The following is a 17,527-nucleotide window of genomic DNA, read 5'->3' on the forward strand; positions in this document are numbered from 1 at the left end:
TTACTCTTCGGTTTATACCTGATATCTGTGCCAGTGAAAGATTGAATGAAAAATTATGACCATTGAAATCGAGTTAAAGTTCATTGCCACGCCGCAGGCGGCGGATCGCCTGGGTAGCCAGCTGGCTGCCTGGCCTCACCAATACAGTGCCCCGTTGGCCTTGACCAACATCTATTATGAAACGCCGGATAACCAGTTAAGGCGCTGGGATATGGGCCTGCGCATCCGCGGCATCGGCGAAAAATATGAAATGACGCTGAAAGCGGCTGGAAAGACAATCGGCGGTCTGCATCAGCGCCCGGAATACAACGTTGAGCTAACCCAACCCGAACTGGATATCGCACGTCTTCCGGCAGAGATCTGGCCCGAAGAGTGCGATCTCAGTGCCTTGCAGCAGCAACTTAAACCGTTGTTTACCACCCATTTCAACCGCGAACGTTGGCTGGTTACCTATGGAAACAGCCAAATTGAGGTCGCTCTCGATCGCGGCGAGGTGAGCGCAGGTGACCTCAGCGAACCGTTACAAGAGATCGAACTGGAGCTGAAACAGGGCGATCTGGCTGATGTGCTGGCGCTGGCCGCTGAGCTGGGTAAGGCTGAAGGGTTACGGCTCGGCAGCCTGAGCAAAGCGGCGCGCGGCTACTGGCTGGCGCAGGGGAAACCGCAGCAGCCAGTGCGCTCGCTGCCGATCCTGCAGGTGAAACCCAAAGCCACGGTTGAAGAGGGCATGCAGGCAGCATTAACGTTGGCGCTAAAGCAATGGCAGTATCATGAGGAGCTATGGCTGCGCGATGAGCCAGCGGCGCGTGATGCGATTCTGGAAGCGCTGGAAACTGTCCGCCAGGCCTTGTCGCTATTCGGCGCGCTGGTGCCGCGTAAGGCCAGCAATGCGCTGCGTCAAAAACTGACCAGTCTGATTGAAACGCTGGAAAATGAGCAGCCAACAGCGCAAGCCTTTTGTTACCGCCCGCAATGGCTGGATGCCCAATTGACTTTTTCCGGCTGGTTGATTAACGCCGGCTGGCGTCCCTTTATTGAGCCGAAAAACGCCGCGCGCCTTCAGGGTTCTTTTAAGCGCTTCGCTGATATTATGCTGGGACGCGTGACAGCCGATCTGAAAGAAACCTTCATCACGATCCGCCAGCATAACGAGTATCTGGATAAACTGGCGCGTCTGTCGCGCCAGATGCTGGCCGTTCGCCTGCTGGCAGGGGCTTACCCGCAGCATGAGGTAGAAAACTGGCTACAGCCCTGGCAACAGCTGGCGCAGGCGATTCATGCAGATCGCTATCACGAACTGGATATGCTGTGCCGCCAGGCGCTGAGACAGCCCGCATTTTGGCTTAACGGCAACGTCTGATTATTTTCAGGGAGAAGCTATGCTGCCAACCTTAACCGGACCGCTGCCCGAGCTGCTGCAGCAACAGGCAGAGAAAACGGCGGAGCGGCTGGAACGCCCGCTGACCTCACTCACTTTGCAACAGCAGGCGGTGCTGGCCTTCAGCGATTTTATCGTGGATAGCCTGCAACAGCATCCGGAGTGGTGGCAGCAGCTAACGCAGCAGCCCCCGCAGCCGGATGAATGGCAACACTATGCCGACTGGCTCAATGAGCAGTTGCAAACGGTAACGGATGAAGCAGCGCTAATGCGCCAGCTACGTCTGTTCCGACGCTGGATGATGGTCCGTATCGCCTGGATGCAGACCACGGGGGAAAGCGCTACGGAAGCCACGCTTCAACAGTTAAGCGTACTGGCTGAAACGCTGATTGTTGCCGCGCGAGACTGGCTGTGGCAGGCCTGCTGCAAAGATTTCGGCACCCCATGCAACGCGGCGGGTGAACCGCAGCCGCTGCTGATTTTGGGCATGGGGAAATTGGGCGGCGGCGAGCTGAATTTCTCTTCCGATATCGATCTGATTTTTGTCTGGCCGGAAAATGGATCGACCCGTGGCGGACGGCGTGAGCTGGACAACGCACAATTTTTTACCCGTCTGGGCCAGCGCTTAATTAAAGTGCTCGATCAGCCCACGGCGGATGGCTTTGTTTATCGGGTCGATATGCGGCTGCGGCCTTTCGGCGACAGTGGACCGCTGGTGCTTAGCTTCGCGGCGCTGGAGGATTATTACCAGGAACAGGGACGCGACTGGGAACGTTATGCGATGGTGAAGGCGCGGCTGATGGGCAACAGTGAGGATCGCTGGAGCCAGGAGCTGCAGCAGATGCTGCGGCCTTTTATCTATCGCCGCTACATCGATTTCAGCGTTATTCAGTCGTTGCGTAATATGAAAGGCATGATTGCCCGTGAAGTGCGTCGACGCGGCCTGAAAGACAATATCAAACTGGGAGCCGGTGGAATTCGGGAAAGCGAGTTTATCGTACAGGTATTCCAGCTGATTCGCGGCGGACGTGAGCGCACGCTTCAACAACGTTCGCTACTGCCAACGCTTTGCGCCATTGAAGAACTGCATCTATTGACGCAGCCGCAGGTTAGCGCGCTACGTGAAGCCTATCTGTTTTTACGCCGCTTAGAGAACCTGTTACAGAGCATCGCCGATGAGCAAACGCAAACGCTGCCGACAGATGCGTTAAATCAGGCGCGGCTTGCCTGGGCAATGGGCTTTGAATCCTGGACGGCGTTGCATCAGGCGCTGGAAGAGCAGATGGCGCAGGTGCGGCTTATTTTTAATGAGCTGATCGGTGAGGATACGCCGGACAGTGCGGAAGAAAGTGAAAACCAGGGCATGACCGAGCTTTGGCTTGATAAGCTCGAGCAAAGCGATCTGGAAGCTTTGCTGGCCCATCTTGATGAGCCTGGCCGCCAGCATCTTTCACGCACGCTGAATGCGTTTCGTCAGGATGTGGATAAACGCACTATTGGCCCGCGTGGCCGCCTGGCGCTCGATCAGTTGATGCCGCGTTTGCTGCATGAAGTTTGCGCCCGTGCCGATGCGGATATGACTCTGCAGCGGTTGATTCCATTGCTGCTGGGCGTGGTGACGCGAACCACCTATCTTGAATTGCTGACAGAGTCGCCTGGCGCGCTCAAGCAGCTTATCCGGTTGTGCGCCGCCTCGCCAATGATTGCCAGCAAACTGGCTCGCTATCCGCTTCTGCTGGATGAACTGCTCGATCCCGCCACGCTTTATCAGCCCACCGCAACGGATGCCTATCGTGATGAGCTGCGGCAGTATCTGCTGCGTATCCCGGAAGATGATGAAGAGCAGCAACTGGAAGCGCTGCGTCAGTTTAAACAGGTACAGCATCTGCGTATTGCCGCAGCGGATATAGCTGGAACGCTGCCGGTAATGAAAGTAAGCGATCACCTGACCTGGCTGGCCGAGGCGATTATTCAGGCGGTCGTACAGCAGGCGTGGAATATGATGGAGCAGCGCTACGGACGCCCCTCACATTTACAACAGGGCGATCGCGGCTTCGCCGTGGTTGGTTACGGCAAGCTGGGCGGCTGGGAACTGGGCTACAGCTCCGATCTTGATCTGGTGTTTTTGCATGACTGTCCGGCTGATGCGGTTACCGATGGCGAACGCGCTATTGATGGTCGCCAGTTTTACTTACGTCTGGCGCAGCGGATCATGCATCTTTTCAGTACCCGCACCGCATCCGGAATATTGTATGAAGTGGATGCGCGTCTGCGGCCTTCCGGCTCGGCTGGCATGCTGGTAAGCACGCTGGACGCGTTTGAAGAGTATCAGCGTAACGATGCCTGGACGTGGGAGCATCAGGCGCTGGTCAGGGCCCGAATCGTCTATGGCGAACCGGGACTAAGCCAGCGCTTTGAGACAATCCGCCGGGAAACGCTCTGTTTACCGCGCGATGCCGCAACGTTACAAACCGAAGTACGCGAAATGCGTGAAAAAATGTATGCTCACCTGAGTCATAAGCACAAAGGCCGATGGGACATTAAAGCGGATGAGGGCGGCATTACTGATATTGAATTTATTACACAATATCTGGTGCTGCGCTATGCGGCGCAGGAGCCTAAGCTGACCGGATGGTCTGATAATGTACGCATCCTGGAACTGCTGGCGCGGCATAACAAAGTAACGCCACAGGAAGCGCAAGCGCTTACCCTGGCTTACGTTACGTTGCGTGATGAGCTGCATCATCTGGCGCTGCAGGAGCAGGCGGGGCACGTCGCGATGGAATCTTTTATGCGCGAGCGGCAGACGGTTCAGGAGAGCTGGCAGCGCTGGCTGCAAACCTTGCCAGCTGAGAGCTGAAAGAGGCGCCACTGGCGGCGCAGCGTTTTAACCGAGCTGTGTTATTATCGCGCGCAATATTTTTACTGCAGTCTGGAGTCTCTGTAATGAAAGTGACACTGCCCGAATTTAACCGTGCAGAAGTGCTGGTCGTCGGCGATGTGATGCTGGATCGCTACTGGTATGGTCCTACCAGCCGTATTTCACCGGAAGCGCCGGTGCCGGTAGTGAAAGTGGACAACGTCGAAGAGCGTCCTGGCGGGGCGGCTAACGTAGCGATGAACATCGCCGCGCTGGGCGCGTCGTCGCGTCTTATCGGCCTGACGGGCATTGATGATGCCGCCCGTGCTCTGGGCGTCAGCCTGCAAAACGTCAATGTAAAATGCGATTTTGTGGCGCTGCCAACGCATCCTACTATTACCAAACTGCGTGTTCTTTCCCGGAACCAGCAGCTAATTCGCCTTGATTTTGAAGAGGGATTTGCCGATATCGATCCTGAGCCGCTTCATCAGCGTATTGCTGCGGCGCTGCCACGTTCCGGGGCGCTGGTGCTCTCCGATTACGCTAAAGGGGCGCTGGCCAGCGTGCAGCAGATGATCCAGCTGGCGCGTGCGGCAAACGTGCCGGTGCTGGTGGATCCCAAAGGCACCGATTTTGAACGCTACCGTGGCGCGACGCTGCTGACGCCGAACCTCTCTGAGTTCGAAGCCGTGGTGGGTAAATGTCAGAATGAGGCGCAGATTGTTGAGCGCGGCATGCAGCTGGTGGCGGACTATGAGCTGTCGGCGCTACTGGTAACCCGCTCTGAAAACGGCATGACGCTGTTACAGCCGGGCAAAGCCCCGCTGCATTTACCAACGCAGGCGCAGGAAGTTTATGATGTGACCGGCGCAGGCGATACCGTGATTGGCGTGCTGGCCGCCTCGCTGGCGTCAGGTGACGATCTTGAGGCCGCCTGTTTCCTGGCTAACGCTGCGGCTGGTGTGGTGGTAGGCAAATTGGGTACCTCAACCGTATCGCCCGTTGAGCTGGAAAACGCCATTCATGCACGTCCGGAAAGCGGCTTCGGTATTATGAATGAAGCCCAGCTCAGAGAAGCGGTTGCGTTGGCTCGTCAGCGCGGTGAAAAAGTGGTTATGACCAACGGCGTATTTGACATTCTGCATGCCGGTCACGTCTCCTATTTATCAAATGCGCGTAAGCTGGGCGATCGGCTGATTGTGGCGGTTAACAGCGATGCGTCGACCCGACGCCTGAAAGGCGACAGCCGCCCGGTCAATCCGCTGGAAAATCGCATGATTGTGCTGGGAGCACTGGAGTCGGTCGACTGGGTAGTCTCTTTTGAAGAGGATACGCCGCAACGGCTGATTGCGGGCATTCTGCCCGATCTGCTGGTGAAAGGCGGCGACTATAAGCCAGAAGAGATCGCCGGTAGCGAAGAGGTTTGGGCTAACGGAGGCGAAGTACGCGTGCTGAACTTTGAGGACGGTATTTCAACTACCAATATCATTAAGCGGATTCGTTCCTGAACACGGGCAACAAACAGAACGGCAGGCTAAGAAAGTTTAACCTGCCGGGCTTATTAGCTTTTCGGATCTTCCGTTTTAACCACATCCTCTGACACAGGCGTTGCGGCGGTTGATGTCGGTGTTGCTGCAGGCGTTGCAGCTGATGCCGGCGTTGCAGCAGGGGAAGTTGGCGGCGCAGTAACGGTATTTGTCTGCGTTGCCGGTGTGGAGAACGTATTAGCTGCCGTTGACGGTGTGGCCTGTGCAGGCGTGACCGAAGCGCTGGACGTGGCTGGCGTTGAAGCATTCCCGCTCTGGCTTTCCAGCGCAGCCAGGCGCTGCTCCAGCACCGCCAGCTTTTCACGGGTACGTAGCAGTACCTGCGTCTGCACATCAAACTCTTCGCGGTTTACCAGATCCATACGCGTCAGCTGCGCCTGCAGGACCTGGCGGATTTTCTTCTCAACGTCATCGCCAAATTCGCGAATACCTTTCGGCATTGCTTCATGTACCTGACGAGCAAGTTGTTCAATTTTTTTCGGGTCAATCATGGCCGTTTCCTGGTCGCAACAAAGTTAACTTAAGTGTAATCCCTGTCTGGAAAAGGATAAACCTAAAATGGCATTTGCCTGCACAGCATAAGCATATGCTGCTATTGTGCGTTGCCGGAGAAGATGTTTGGCGCTATAGTAAATTCGCTTATTCTCAGGGCGGGGCGAAATTCCCCACCGGCGGTAAATCAGCATTCGCTGAAAGCCCGCGAGCGCTTCCCGTTTTGCGACGGAAAGGTCAGCAGATCCGGTGTAATTCCGGGGCCGACGGTTAAAGTCCGGATGGGAGAGGATAACGGTTCTGCCGAGCCCAGGCTCGCCGCGCGTTATTTTTATGCACTCCTCAAGCACGCCCTGATTCTGGTAACCACAATATTGATAAGGTTTATTTACCATGAATCAGACGCTACTTTCTGAATTTGGCACGCCGGAACAGCGTGTAGAACGCGCCATCGCCGCTTTGCGCGAAGGGCGCGGTGTAATGGTGCTGGATGACGAAAATCGTGAAAATGAAGCTGACATGATTTTCGCCGCTGAAACCATGACCGTTGAGCAAATGGCTTTAACCATTCGTCACGGCAGCGGCATTGTCTGCCTGTGCATCACTGAGCAGCAACGCCAGCAGCTGGATCTGCCGATGATGGTAGAGAACAATACCAGCTCTTTTGGCACCGGCTTTACCGTTACCATCGAGGCTGCTCAGGGCGTAACCACCGGCGTTTCTGCCCAGGATCGCCTGACCACCATCCGTACCGCTATCGCCGATAATGCCCGACCCAGCGATTTAAATCGTCCGGGCCATGTCTTCCCTCTGCGCGCGCGCGACGGCGGCGTATTGACCCGTGGCGGTCATACTGAGGCGACGATCGATTTGGTTTCACTGGCAGGGTTTAAACCGGCCGGCGTGCTGTGTGAGCTGACCAACGACGATGGCACCATGGCTCATGCGCCAGAGGCTATTGTCTTCGCCAAACAGCATAATATGCCACTGGTAACGATTGAAGATCTGATCGCTTATCGACGCAATCAGGAAACGCGTCAGGCAAGCTAAAATGCGCTGCTGCTGATAACAATAAAAAAGCCGGGATAATCCCGGCTTTTTTTATCGCTTTGCATAGAAGATATGATTGCCAATGGCTGCCGTTTGCGCGAATGCGCTGCTCCAGGCGGGCGTTACCGTTTGATTATGATAGTAGGTTGCGCCATTAGTCACATCAGAAAGCTCGCCGTTAACAATCTGGTGAGCTATCTGTTGTGCCCGCTGCCAGCTTTTATCTTCTTTGGCTGGATAGCTGAACGCGTTATTTTTTAAGTGAGTCCATGAAAACTGTTTTGGTGCGTAAACAACCGGACAGATTTGCGTAACGTCCCAGTTAGCCCGATTCATCGTTACCGATGCGACGGCTATTTGTCCTTTTAGCGGTTCCCCGCGTGCTTCGTGATATATATTCATAGCCAGACAAAGAATGGCACCCTGAACCAGCATAGTAATTCCGTCATTAACCAGAGATGACGGGAGTTTACGAAGCGGTAAAAAGTAAAAACAGCAGACAGGTCTTGAAAATCCCCTGTTTGCGATAAGTTATTGATATATAGATGCCTGTATGAATATTTTCAGATAAATAGCATTAGCCAATCCCGCTGCTTTGTAGCAATGTCAGGCTAAAACCCATCACCGTCATGCCGCATAAAACGCCATAGCTTGGGTTACTGTGTGGATCAATATCACGCGCCAGCGGCATGAGTTCATCAACAGAAAGCGCAACCATAATACCGGCCACGGCAGCCATAATTGCCGCAATCAACACCGGTGAAATCGCCGGGCCGAGCAGCAAGAATGCCAGTACGCCGCCAAGAATTTCCGCCATACCGGAAATACAGGCCCAGAAGAGGGCGCGCGCTTTCGAACCGGTGGCGGCATACATGGGACCGGCAACCGCCAGACCTTCCGGAATATTGTGAATGGCTACCGCTAAGGCAATGCCCAGCCCCAGTTCTAAATCACTGCTGGCAGTAACAAAAGTAGCAATCCCCTCAGGGAAGTTATGTAAACTGATCCCCAGCGTCAGTAAAATCGCCGTACGTCGCAGGCTGCGTGGCGGCTGGTTAGGCACCATTAAATCCTGCGGATGCTGATGGGGCAGCAGGCGATCGAGAGCAAAGTAACCGAGCAGGCCCAGCAGAAACATTCCGTAGCCTAATAGCGGCGACATACCTGGCGTATGCAGGGCGGCAGGCAGCATTTCCATCAGAGAAATTAACAACATAATGCCTGCGGCAAATCCCAGCGCAAATGCCAGCATACGGTTGGATGGTTTCTGGCCTATTACGCCTAAAAACGCGCCGACAAAAGTCGCAGCGCCAGCCAAAATAGTCAGAAGTAACGGAACCGACATTACAGACCCTCGAATGATAATAATTCTTATTAAGACTATTTAAATTTAGACAAAAAGCGAGAGGGGATTAGGTAAAGTTTTGTCTGACTGACGCTCAAAAAATTTGAATGTTGATTAAAGGAAATCGTTATGGGTGTGCTGAGCATGTTATCCGTACAGGTAGAGTAAACCCGAAGAGTAATAAGAGCAGCCGTGGGCTGCCCGTTTCCGTTAATAGATAAAAGCGTGCGGATAGAAACGCGACAGATCCTGCGTGATTAACGCTCGATCCTCACGTACACCAATACCCGCTGCCTGATCGTCCACCAGCCAGCTGCCGATCAACGCGTAGCTGTCGCCAAACTGCGCCAGCGGATGGAACTGCTGCACGATCATGCCTTCTTCGCCATAAGGACCATCAACGCGTGCGATTTCCTGTCCTTTTTCCACAATACGGATATTCGCGCCTTCACGAGAAAACAGCGGCTTCACCACATATTTTTCCATGGCGGGCACATTGTCTTCAGCAAAGTAGGCTGGCAGCAGGTTAGGGTGATTGGGGAACATCTGCCAGAGCATAGGCAGCAGCGCTTTATTCGAAAGAATGCTCTTCCAGGCTGGTTCCAGCCAGCGCACGCCAGCATCATTCAGCTTGGTTGAGAAGATCTCGCGCAGCATAAATTCCCACGGATAGAGCTTAAACAGGTTACTGATGACCTGATCGTTGAGATCGGTAAACTGACCCCGCTCGCCCAGCCCAATATCATCAATAAACAAGAATTCGCTCGGCAATCCCGCCTCGCTGGCGCAATCCTGCAGATACTGTACCGTGCCGCGATCTTCAATGCTGTCCCGATAGCAGGTAAAGTGCAGCAGACTAAAACCATGCTGCTGATGCAGTGCGGCGAAACGCGCAATCAATTTTTCCTGCAGGCTGTTGAACTGATCGCTGCCTGCCGGCAAATTGCCCGCTTTCAGCTGATCTTCCAGCCAGAGCCACTGAAAGAAAGCGGCTTCATACAGCGATGTTGGCGTATCGGCATTGTTTTCTAATAGCATGGCGTCGCCGCTGCCGTCCCAGGCCAAATCGAGACGTGAATAGAGCGAAGGCTGCGACGTTTTCCACGAAGTGCGAACAAAATCCCACGTATGTTTAGGAATACGGAATTTAGCCAGCAGCTCTTCGCTGTTAACCACTTTATCCACCACCTGCAAACACATCTGATGCAGTTCAGCGGTGGTTTCTTCCAGATAATCAACCTGCGCCAACGTAAACTGGTAATAAGCATCCTCGCACCAGTACGGCTCGTCATACATGGTATGAAAACCAAAGCCGTATTCGGTGGCGCGGGCGCGCCAGTCAGGACGTTCGGCAATAGCAATACGTTTCATAGGGCGCGTTAGCCCCCCAGCGAGCGGTTGCTGGTGCCGGTCGCGCTGCTGCGCTGCATGCTGGTCTGCTTCGCTACGGTCTCACCAAAGCCGCCGCGCGTAACGGTGCTGGTGGTGGCCGGTTTCGGCGCCAGCGCCGTTTTCGGCACGGTCATGGTGCGGCCTGGCGTCGCGGTGCCATAGTTTCGGCCGCTGGCGTCAACGAACTTACCGTTCATCGGGCTGGCGGGATTTTTCGAGCTAAACAGCGGCTGCGCGGCAAACCCTGCGCCGCCGCCCATCATGCGGCCCATCATATAACCTGCCATCAACGGCATCCAGAAACTGCCGCTTTGATGCGCTTCTGCATTGGTGCCAGCCTGAGCCGGAGCCTGCTGGCACTGAGCTTCACCAAATTCGGCTACGCAATCTTCACGCGAGGCATATTTAGGCGCGGTTTTTTCCGCCTCTTTCAGCGCGTTATTGTAAGCGGTGGTGCACTGTTCGCTCTGGCCCGGATTGGCTTTAGTACAGTCGTCGGCGTTTTGATAAAGCGAAACCGTTTCGTCTGCTTGTTCACAGCCGGCCAGCATAAAAACGGCGGTGACAGCCAACGCCACCGGCGTCAGGTGACGAGCGCGCCAACTCTTACGGAAAGCGTCGCGATTGATATTTTTTGTCCGTTTCATGGGGATAGTCCTCTGCCCAAAGGTAGCGCAAAGGATAGGTGAAACCGGTCTAAAAATGAAGCAACACACAGCGCTGTGTCTGTATATTTACTTAGCTATACGTTCAAATGCGAGAAAGGATTAAAAGCGGAAGGAAACAGCTGCAAACGCGGTGTTACGGCCACGAAATTCATGAACTTCGTGGCCTGGTTTTTAACTTAATGGCTAAACGGATTACCGTTCTGACGCGCTGCGGCAGGACGCGCTGCAGCAGCGGCGTTGGTGCCGCTCTGGCTGGCTGCTGCCTGCATCCCGGTTCCCCGATCGGCGGCTGCATCCTGCTGTGCATTTTCTGGCGCTACCGTTTCAGGCGACGTTGGAATTTCTTTGCCCAGGCTGGCATTAAGCTCAGACAGATCCTGTTCGTTCAGCGTACCCAGCGCAGATTTGATGTTCAGCTGATTGATCAGGTAATCGTAACGGGCATCAGAAAGCTGCTGTTTGGCGTTGTACAGCGTCGTGGTGGCATTCAGCACGTCAACAATAGTACGTGTACCAACCTGATAGCCCGCTTCCATCGCATCCAGAGAGCTTTGAGCGGAAACCACTGCCTGCTTGTAAGCTTCAATGCTGCTGATAGAGGCGTTCACGTTATTAAAGGAGGAGCGCACGGTTTGTACCGTAGAGCGATGCGCACTTTCCAGCTGCTCGCTGGCGCTGACGAAGGCGTACTGCGCCTGTTTCACCTGCGAAGTCACCGCGCCGCCGCTATACAACGGTAGATTAAAGCTCAGGCCAACCTGATTACTGCCGGTGATATTGTCGTTTTGTGTGGCGCGGCTGCCGCCATATTTATTGTTGGACAGGCCGGTAGAAGCATTTAAACCCAGCGTCGGCATATGTCCCGATTCACTATAGCGGATCTGCTCACGCGCCAGATCCTGCGACAGGCGTGCGGATAACAGGCTCAGGTTACGGCTTTCCGCCTCTTTCAGCAGCACGCTGACCGGCTGCGGCTTATTCGTACGGAAACGATCGATATTCAGCGAGGCCAGAGTTGGATAGTAGTTGCCCGTCACCTGACGCAGGGTTTCTACCGCGTTATCCAGCTCGTTGCGTGCCGAAACTTCATTCGCCAGCACGTTGTCATACTGCGCACGGGCGTTTTGTACGTCAGTGATAGCGACCAGCCCCACATTAAAGCGCTGCGTGGTCTGATCAAGCTGACGATAAATAGACTGTTTCTGCGCTTCAATATAGGAAAGCGCATCGATTGCGCGCAGTACATTGAAATAGGCCGTTGCCGTGTTCAGCATCAGATTCTGCTGTGCCGTCTGATAGGTAACGTCCTGCACGCCCGCTGTTTTTTCCTGGATTGTCAGCAAACGCCATTTACCCATATCAAAGAGGATTTGCGTTAACTGCAAAGATCCGCTGGTGGTATTGGAATGAGTATCACGCGCGTCGCGGTAGCCGCTGTTATAGGTATAATCAACGCCAAGCCCTAACTGAGGCAGCAACGGACTACGGGCTTCGTTAATCTTTTCAAATGCCGCATCACGGTCCGCCGCAGAGCTGCGCAAATCAGGGTTAGTCAGACGAGCCTGTTGGTAAATCTGCAGCAGGTTCTCCGCCTGACTCGCCACGCTGAAGCCGCCCAGGCTCAGGCCAATAAGTAAAGAGAGCAGTTTCTTCATTTGCATTCCTTGTAGTGCAGCAAAGTTGCTATGGTAGCGCTGACATAAGCTAAAAAATATGCGCTGATTCTAGCAGAGTGTGCCAGAGTGGTAAGTTGGCTGAACGTGCCATCTTCCGTTAATTTACGTAAATAATTCAGAAAGAACCACCCTTGCGGACGGCGTCTGGTTGAAACCGTTTACCGCATCCCCCACTGTAAAGGACACTGGTTTTATGGTTAAAAACACAAAATCCCCTGTGACTTTCAGCAAAAAAGATGTAGAAATTATTGCACGCGAGCCACTGTATGAAGGTTTTTTTTCTTTAGTTCGCTATCGCTTCCGTCACCGCCTGTTTAACGGTGAAATGAGCAAAGAAGTCGTGCGCGAAGTTTTTGAGCGCGGACATGCCGCAGTCCTGCTACCCTATGATCCCCAGCGTGATGAAGTAGTGCTGATCGAACAGATCCGCATTCCCGCTTATGATACCAGCTCAACGCCCTGGCTACTGGAATTAGTGGCCGGCATTATTGAGCCTGGCGAAAACGTTGAGCAGGTCGTGCGTCGCGAGGCGATGGAAGAAGCGGGTCTGACGGTTAAACGCGTAGAGCCAGTGATTAACTACCTGGCCAGTCCGGGCGGTACCAGCGAGCGCCTGTCGGTGCTGGTGGGAGAAGTGGATGCCAGCGTGGCGCAAGGATGCCACGGTCTGGAGGAAGAGAATGAGGATATTCTTGTTCATGTGGTAAGCCGCGAACAGGCTTACCGCTGGGTGGAAGAGGGGAAAATTGATAACGCGGCCTCCGTCATCGCCCTGCAATGGCTGATGCTGCACTATGAGAAATTGCGAAAAGAGTGGAATCCAACATGATCAAGCGCTACGTCCCTGATTTTCCCGAAATGATGCGGTTGAGCGAAACCAACTTCGCCCAGTTGCGTCGTCTGCTGCCGCGTGATGACGAAGCGGGGGCCTCGGTGACCTATCAGGTAAACGGCGCCAGCTACAGCATTACCATTAGTGAATCTACGCGCTACACCACACTGGTTGAGATTCGTCAGACCGCGCCTGCCGTTAGCTACTGGAGTCTGCCTTCAATGTCTGTCAGGCTATATCACGATGCGATGGTTGCTGAAGTGTGTTCAACGCAGCAGATCTATCGTTTCAAAGCGCGTTATGATTACCCAAATAAAAAATTGCACCAGCGTGATGAAAAGCATCAAATCAACCAGTTTCTTGCAGACTGGCTGCGTTATTGTCTGTCGCACGGAGCCATGGCCGTCCCGGCCTGGTAAGCCGCAATAACCTTGATATGGCGTGGAGATTAAGGACATTTTTTGGATAGCCTGCTAAAACTTCCTGTGGTGAGTGGGGCCAATATCAGGATATTACAAATCACGGATACCCACCTTTTTTCAGGCAAAAATGAAACGCTGCTGGGCGTTAATACCTGGGCCAGTTTTAATGCGGTGCTGGAAGCCATTGAGGCCGAGCAGCAGCCGATCGACCTGATCATCGCCACCGGCGATCTGGCGCAGGATCACTCGCCTGAAGCCTATCAGCACTTTGCTGAGGGTATCGCGCGCCTGCCTGCTCCTTGCGTCTGGCTGCCGGGCAATCACGATTTTCAGCCCACTATGTACGATACGCTGGCACAATCAGGCATTGCTGAAGCGAAGCAGGTGTTGCTGGGCGAGCACTGGCAACTGGTGCTGCTCGACAGCCAGGTCGCAGGCGTGCCGCACGGTATGCTCAGCGACTATCAGCTTGAATGGCTGGATAAAACCCTGGCGCAGACGCCTGAACGCCATACGCTGGTGCTGCTGCATCACCATCCGCTGCCGTCGGGCTGCACCTGGCTGGATCAGCATAGCCTGCGGAATTCGCACGCTCTTGATGCCGTTCTTCAGCACTGGCCGCTGGCAAAGACACTGATTTGCGGCCATATTCATCAGGAGATGGATGTGGAGTGGCATGGCAGGCGCCTGTTAGCCACGCCTTCAACCTGCGTGCAGTTCAAGCCGCACTGCACCAACTTTACCATTGATGCCGTCGCGCCGGGCTGGCGCTGGCTGGAGCTGGGCGACAGCGGCGTGGTGCAAACGCAGGTTCAGCGTCTCTCAACGCGCGCTTTTACGCCCGATCTCGATTCCGAAGGTTACTAAGCATGGCGACGCTGCTCTATCTGCATGGGTTTAATAGCTCTCCCGCTTCAGCGAAAGCGACGCAGCTGCAACGCTGGCTGACAATGCATCATCCGCAGATAACCATGCTGGTGCCGCAGCTGCCTGCCTTTCCGGGCGAGGCGGCGCAGATGCTGGAAGAGATGGTGATGGCGCGCGCCGGCGAACCGCTGGGTATTGTTGGCTCATCGCTTGGTGGTTATTACGCCACCTGGCTGTCGCAGTGTTTTACCTTACCGGCAGTGGTGATCAACCCGGCGGTGCGTCCTTACGAGCTATTGCTCAATTATCTTGGTGCCAACGAGAATCCATACACCGGTCAAAAATATGTGTTAGAGTCTCGCCACATTTACGATCTGAAGGTCATGCAGATTGACCCGCTTGAGTCGCCAGATTTGCTTTGGCTACTGCAGCAGACGGGTGATGAGGTGCTCGATTATCGTCAGGCACTGGATTACTACCAGGCCTGTCGCCAGACGGTCGAAGAGGGCGGTAATCACGCCTTCACTGGATTCGAACGCTTTTTCCCTTCGATTCTTGACTTTATCGGTCTGAATCGCGCCTGATGCCGCAGGATCGTATAACTCTTTTTTCACCCACCAATTCAGAACGATACGATGACTCAATCCAGCTATAACGCTAAAGACATTGAGGTACTCAGCGGCCTCGAACCCGTTCGTCGTCGTCCGGGAATGTACACCGATACCTCGCGCCCTAACCATCTGGGTCAGGAAGTTATCGATAACAGTGTTGATGAAGCGTTGGCCGGCCATGCAAAACGCGTGGAAGTAATCCTACACGCCGATCAGTCACTGGAAGTGATCGATGACGGACGCGGTATGCCGGTTGATATTCACCCGGAAGAGGGCGTTCCGGCGGTTGAGCTGATCTTCTGCCGCCTGCATGCCGGCGGCAAATTCTCCAACAAAAACTACCAGTTTTCCGGTGGTCTGCACGGCGTCGGGATTTCCGTGGTTAATGCCCTGTCGACACGTGTCGAAGTCACGGTACGACGCAACGGCGAAGTGTACGAAATGGCCTTTGAAAACGGCGATAAAGTACAGGAACTGACCGTTACCGGTACGGTCGCTAAGCGCAATACCGGGACGCGCGTGCATTTCTGGCCCGACGGCAGTTTCTTTGACAGTCCGCGCTTCTCTGTTTCGCGTCTGTCGCATCTGCTGAAAGCGAAAGCGGTGCTTTGCCCTGGCGTTGAGATCGTTTTCAAAGATAAGGTCAATAATACCGAGCAGAGCTGGTGCTATCAGGATGGCCTCACCGATTATCTGAGCGAGGCGGTAAACGGCCTGATTACGCTACCGGAAGCGCCGTTTGTCGGCAGTTTTTCGGGCGATGTCGAAGCGGTGGACTGGGCGTTGCTGTGGCTGCCGGAAGGCGGCGAGCTATTAACGGAAAGCTATGTCAACCTGATCCCCACCATGCAGGGCGGCACGCACGTTAACGGTTTGCGTCAGGGACTGCTTGATGCGATGCGCGATTTTTGCGAATACCGCAATATTCTGCCGCGCGGCGTGAAGCTGTCGGCGGAAGATATCTGGGATCGCTGCGCTTACGTGCTATCAGTGAAAATGCAGGATCCGCAATTTGCTGGTCAGACCAAAGAGCGCCTCTCTTCACGTCAGTGCGCTGCGTTTGTCTCCGGCGTGGTTAAGGATGCTTTCAGCCTGTGGCTGAACCAGAACGTGCAGGCGGCAGAGCAGCTGGCAGAGCTGGCGATCTCCAGCGCCCAGCGCCGTATGCGCGCCGCCAAAAAAGTGGTGCGTAAAAAACTGACCAGCGGCCCGGCGTTGCCTGGTAAGCTGGCCGACTGTACCGCGCAGGATTTGAGTAAAACCGAGCTGTTTCTGGTGGAAGGGGATTCCGCAGGCGGATCCGCCAAGCAGGCGCGCGATCGCGAATATCAGGCGATTATGCCGCTGAAAGGGAAGATCCTGAATACCTGGGAAGTCTCCTCGGATGAAGTGTTAGCCTCACAGGAAGTGCATGATATCTCTGTTGCCATCGGTATCGATCCGGACAGCGAAGATCTCACCCAATTGCGCTACGGCAAAATCTGTATCCTTGCGGATGCGGACTCCGACGGCCTGCATATCGCCACGCTGCTGTGCGCGCTGTTTGTTAAACACTTCCGCTCGCTGGTGAAAGGCGGCCACGTTTATGTGGCTATGCCGCCGCTATACCGCATCGATTTGGGTAAAGAGGTGTGGTACGCGCTGGATGAGGAAGAGAAGGATGGCATTCTCGAACAGCTGAAGCGTAAAAAGGGCAAGCCAAACGTCCAGCGCTTTAAAGGGTTGGGCGAAATGAACCCGATGCAGCTGCGCGAAACCACGCTCGATCCCAATACGCGTCGCCTGGTTCAGCTTACGATAGATGAAGAGGACATTGAACAGACGCTGGCGATGATGGATATGCTGCTGGCGAAAAAGCGTTCTGAAGATCGTCGTAACTGGCTGCAGGAGAAAGGCGATAAGGCAGAGATCGAAGTGTAACTTCGCGCTGTTCACTGCTGCCAGCCGGCGATAAAAACCCGCCCGGGCATCTTGCGATGGCCGGGCGGTTTTCATTTGGGCTGGGCTATTTTATATCCTGCTTACAGAACGTCAGGCTCTGTCACAGCGCCCGCCGGTTTTTCCATCACAAAGATCTTCACATCCAGTACATCGTCTTTAATACGTTCGCGATGGGCTTCCATATGCGCCTGCTGCTGATGCTGCTCCAGATGGCGCAGCGACTCCCAATATTCCAGCATAAAAATGGAGTTGGGCAGATTCTGCTTCCACGGCACCTGCGCCTGATGATCGACCAGCGCCTGATATTTACGACAGCCTTCTTCCCCTAAAACGATCGGCGTCAGATCATCAATGGCCGCCAGTACCGCTTCCCGACGGCCCGGCTTAACGCAAATTTCAGCTACAACTGTCAGCATAATAGATCCCTGGTAAGTGTTTCAGAGCTT

Annotated in this window: 16 protein-coding genes and 1 riboswitch; of the genes, 9 read left to right on the forward strand and 7 right to left on the reverse strand. The window is 54.5% G+C overall.

The window, feature by feature from the left end; all coding sequences use genetic code 11:
• Positions 1 to 55: 55 nt before the first annotated feature.
• The 3 genes from ACQE3Z_RS09190 to hldE all read left to right on the forward strand — a co-directional run bounded on the left by ACQE3Z_RS09190 (position 56) and on the right by hldE (position 5,746).
• Positions 56 to 1,360 carry an inorganic triphosphatase gene (locus ACQE3Z_RS09190; protein ID WP_426973477.1) on the forward strand — a complete coding sequence of 435 codons (1,305 nt, stop codon included), beginning with the start codon at positions 56 to 58 and terminating at the stop codon, positions 1,358 to 1,360.
• Positions 1,361 to 1,379: 19 nt separating this feature from the next.
• On the forward strand, positions 1,380 to 4,238 hold the full coding sequence (gene glnE / locus ACQE3Z_RS09195) for a bifunctional [glutamate--ammonia ligase]-adenylyl-L-tyrosine phosphorylase/[glutamate--ammonia-ligase] adenylyltransferase (RefSeq protein WP_426973479.1): 2,859 nt from the start codon (positions 1,380 to 1,382) through the stop codon (positions 4,236 to 4,238).
• Positions 4,239 to 4,324: 86 nt separating this feature from the next.
• Complete coding sequence (gene hldE / locus ACQE3Z_RS09200; RefSeq protein WP_426973480.1) at positions 4,325 to 5,746, forward strand: bifunctional D-glycero-beta-D-manno-heptose-7-phosphate kinase/D-glycero-beta-D-manno-heptose 1-phosphate adenylyltransferase HldE; 1,422 nt, start codon at positions 4,325 to 4,327, stop codon at positions 5,744 to 5,746.
• A gap of 53 nt (positions 5,747 to 5,799) precedes the next feature.
• On the opposite strand, the gene ubiK is transcribed toward hldE, so the two are convergent.
• Positions 5,800 to 6,276: a ubiquinone biosynthesis accessory factor UbiK gene (gene ubiK, locus ACQE3Z_RS09205; RefSeq protein ID WP_426973482.1), complete on the reverse strand. Its 477-nt coding sequence runs from the start codon at positions 6,274 to 6,276 to the stop codon at positions 5,800 to 5,802.
• A gap of 146 nt (positions 6,277 to 6,422) precedes the next feature.
• A riboswitch (FMN riboswitch) is annotated at positions 6,423 to 6,574 on the forward strand.
• Positions 6,575 to 6,670: 96 nt separating this feature from the next.
• Here ubiK and ribB point away from each other — a divergent pair.
• Positions 6,671 to 7,327, forward strand: a complete 657-nt coding sequence (gene ribB, locus ACQE3Z_RS09210; RefSeq protein ID WP_250650902.1) for a 3,4-dihydroxy-2-butanone-4-phosphate synthase — start codon at positions 6,671 to 6,673, stop codon at positions 7,325 to 7,327.
• Positions 7,328 to 7,378: 51 nt separating this feature from the next.
• Here ribB and ACQE3Z_RS09215 read toward each other — a convergent pair whose 3' ends face one another.
• From ACQE3Z_RS09215 to tolC, 5 genes are all read right to left on the reverse strand, one after another.
• Complete coding sequence (locus ACQE3Z_RS09215; protein WP_426973484.1) at positions 7,379 to 7,762, reverse strand: cell wall hydrolase; 384 nt, start codon at positions 7,760 to 7,762, stop codon at positions 7,379 to 7,381.
• A 142-nt stretch (positions 7,763 to 7,904) separates the two neighbouring features.
• The gene (gene zupT, locus ACQE3Z_RS09220; protein WP_426973485.1) at positions 7,905 to 8,672 is read right to left on the reverse strand and encodes a zinc transporter ZupT; all 768 of its coding nucleotides are present in this window, start codon (positions 8,670 to 8,672) and stop codon (positions 7,905 to 7,907) included.
• Between the two features lie 210 nt (positions 8,673 to 8,882).
• Positions 8,883 to 10,043, reverse strand: a complete 1,161-nt coding sequence (locus ACQE3Z_RS09225; protein WP_426973486.1) for a glutathionylspermidine synthase family protein — start codon at positions 10,041 to 10,043, stop codon at positions 8,883 to 8,885.
• 8 nt (positions 10,044 to 10,051) lie between these two features.
• Positions 10,052 to 10,711 (reverse strand): DUF1190 family protein, encoded by a 660-nt coding sequence (locus tag ACQE3Z_RS09230; RefSeq protein ID WP_085070042.1) that lies wholly within the window; start codon positions 10,709 to 10,711, stop codon positions 10,052 to 10,054.
• 197 nt (positions 10,712 to 10,908) lie between these two features.
• Positions 10,909 to 12,387: an outer membrane channel protein TolC gene (gene tolC, locus ACQE3Z_RS09235; RefSeq protein ID WP_426973487.1), complete on the reverse strand. Its 1,479-nt coding sequence runs from the start codon at positions 12,385 to 12,387 to the stop codon at positions 10,909 to 10,911.
• A gap of 214 nt (positions 12,388 to 12,601) precedes the next feature.
• Here tolC and nudF point away from each other — a divergent pair, with 214 nt between their 5' ends.
• The 5 genes from nudF to parE are packed head-to-tail and all read left to right on the forward strand — an operon-like array spanning position 12,602 to position 17,060.
• Positions 12,602 to 13,237, forward strand: coding sequence for an ADP-ribose diphosphatase (gene nudF / locus ACQE3Z_RS09240; protein ID WP_250650896.1), 636 nt, complete (start codon positions 12,602 to 12,604; stop codon positions 13,235 to 13,237).
• Positions 13,234 to 13,659, forward strand: coding sequence for a DUF1249 family protein (locus ACQE3Z_RS09245; protein WP_426973488.1), 426 nt, complete (start codon positions 13,234 to 13,236; stop codon positions 13,657 to 13,659). The genes nudF and ACQE3Z_RS09245 overlap by 4 nt, the downstream gene beginning before the upstream one ends.
• Before the next feature lie 42 nt (positions 13,660 to 13,701).
• On the forward strand, positions 13,702 to 14,529 hold the full coding sequence (cpdA, locus tag ACQE3Z_RS09250; RefSeq protein ID WP_426973489.1) for a 3',5'-cyclic-AMP phosphodiesterase: 828 nt from the start codon (positions 13,702 to 13,704) through the stop codon (positions 14,527 to 14,529).
• 2 nt (positions 14,530 to 14,531) lie between these two features.
• Positions 14,532 to 15,113 (forward strand): esterase YqiA, encoded by a 582-nt coding sequence (yqiA, locus tag ACQE3Z_RS09255; protein ID WP_250650893.1) that lies wholly within the window; start codon positions 14,532 to 14,534, stop codon positions 15,111 to 15,113.
• A gap of 51 nt (positions 15,114 to 15,164) precedes the next feature.
• A complete protein-coding gene (parE, locus tag ACQE3Z_RS09260; RefSeq protein ID WP_250650892.1) occupies positions 15,165 to 17,060 on the forward strand; it encodes a DNA topoisomerase IV subunit B in 1,896 nt (631 codons plus the stop codon).
• 101 nt (positions 17,061 to 17,161) lie between these two features.
• On the opposite strand, the gene ACQE3Z_RS09265 is transcribed toward parE, so the two are convergent.
• Entirely contained in the window at positions 17,162 to 17,497 is a 336-nt protein-coding gene (locus ACQE3Z_RS09265) for a putative quinol monooxygenase (protein WP_426973491.1), read from the reverse strand.
• Positions 17,498 to 17,527: the final 30 nt, after the last annotated feature.

This window comes from Pantoea sp. FN0307 (assembly GCF_050113815.1).
Lineage (GTDB): Bacteria > Pseudomonadota > Gammaproteobacteria > Enterobacterales > Enterobacteriaceae > Mixta > Mixta alhagi.

Coding starts and splice junctions, on each gene's coding strand:
- ACQE3Z_RS09190 (WP_426973477.1), top strand. CDS start 56: ATGACCATTGAAATCGAGTTAAAGTTCATTGCCACGCCGCAGGCGGCG.
- glnE (WP_426973479.1), top strand. CDS start 1,380: ATGCTGCCAACCTTAACCGGACCGCTGCCCGAGCTGCTGCAGCAACAG.
- hldE (WP_426973480.1), top strand. CDS start 4,325: ATGAAAGTGACACTGCCCGAATTTAACCGTGCAGAAGTGCTGGTCGTC.
- ubiK (WP_426973482.1), bottom strand. CDS start 6,276: ATGATTGACCCGAAAAAAATTGAACAACTTGCTCGTCAGGTACATGAA.
- ribB (WP_250650902.1), top strand. CDS start 6,671: ATGAATCAGACGCTACTTTCTGAATTTGGCACGCCGGAACAGCGTGTA.
- ACQE3Z_RS09215 (WP_426973484.1), bottom strand. CDS start 7,762: ATGCTGGTTCAGGGTGCCATTCTTTGTCTGGCTATGAATATATATCAC.
- zupT (WP_426973485.1), bottom strand. CDS start 8,672: ATGTCGGTTCCGTTACTTCTGACTATTTTGGCTGGCGCTGCGACTTTT.
- ACQE3Z_RS09225 (WP_426973486.1), bottom strand. CDS start 10,043: ATGAAACGTATTGCTATTGCCGAACGTCCTGACTGGCGCGCCCGCGCC.
- ACQE3Z_RS09230 (WP_085070042.1), bottom strand. CDS start 10,711: ATGAAACGGACAAAAAATATCAATCGCGACGCTTTCCGTAAGAGTTGG.
- tolC (WP_426973487.1), bottom strand. CDS start 12,387: ATGAAGAAACTGCTCTCTTTACTTATTGGCCTGAGCCTGGGCGGCTTC.
- nudF (WP_250650896.1), top strand. CDS start 12,602: ATGGTTAAAAACACAAAATCCCCTGTGACTTTCAGCAAAAAAGATGTA.
- ACQE3Z_RS09245 (WP_426973488.1), top strand. CDS start 13,234: ATGATCAAGCGCTACGTCCCTGATTTTCCCGAAATGATGCGGTTGAGC.
- yqiA (WP_250650893.1), top strand. CDS start 14,532: ATGGCGACGCTGCTCTATCTGCATGGGTTTAATAGCTCTCCCGCTTCA.
- parE (WP_250650892.1), top strand. CDS start 15,165: ATGACTCAATCCAGCTATAACGCTAAAGACATTGAGGTACTCAGCGGC.
- ACQE3Z_RS09265 (WP_426973491.1), bottom strand. CDS start 17,497: ATGCTGACAGTTGTAGCTGAAATTTGCGTTAAGCCGGGCCGTCGGGAA.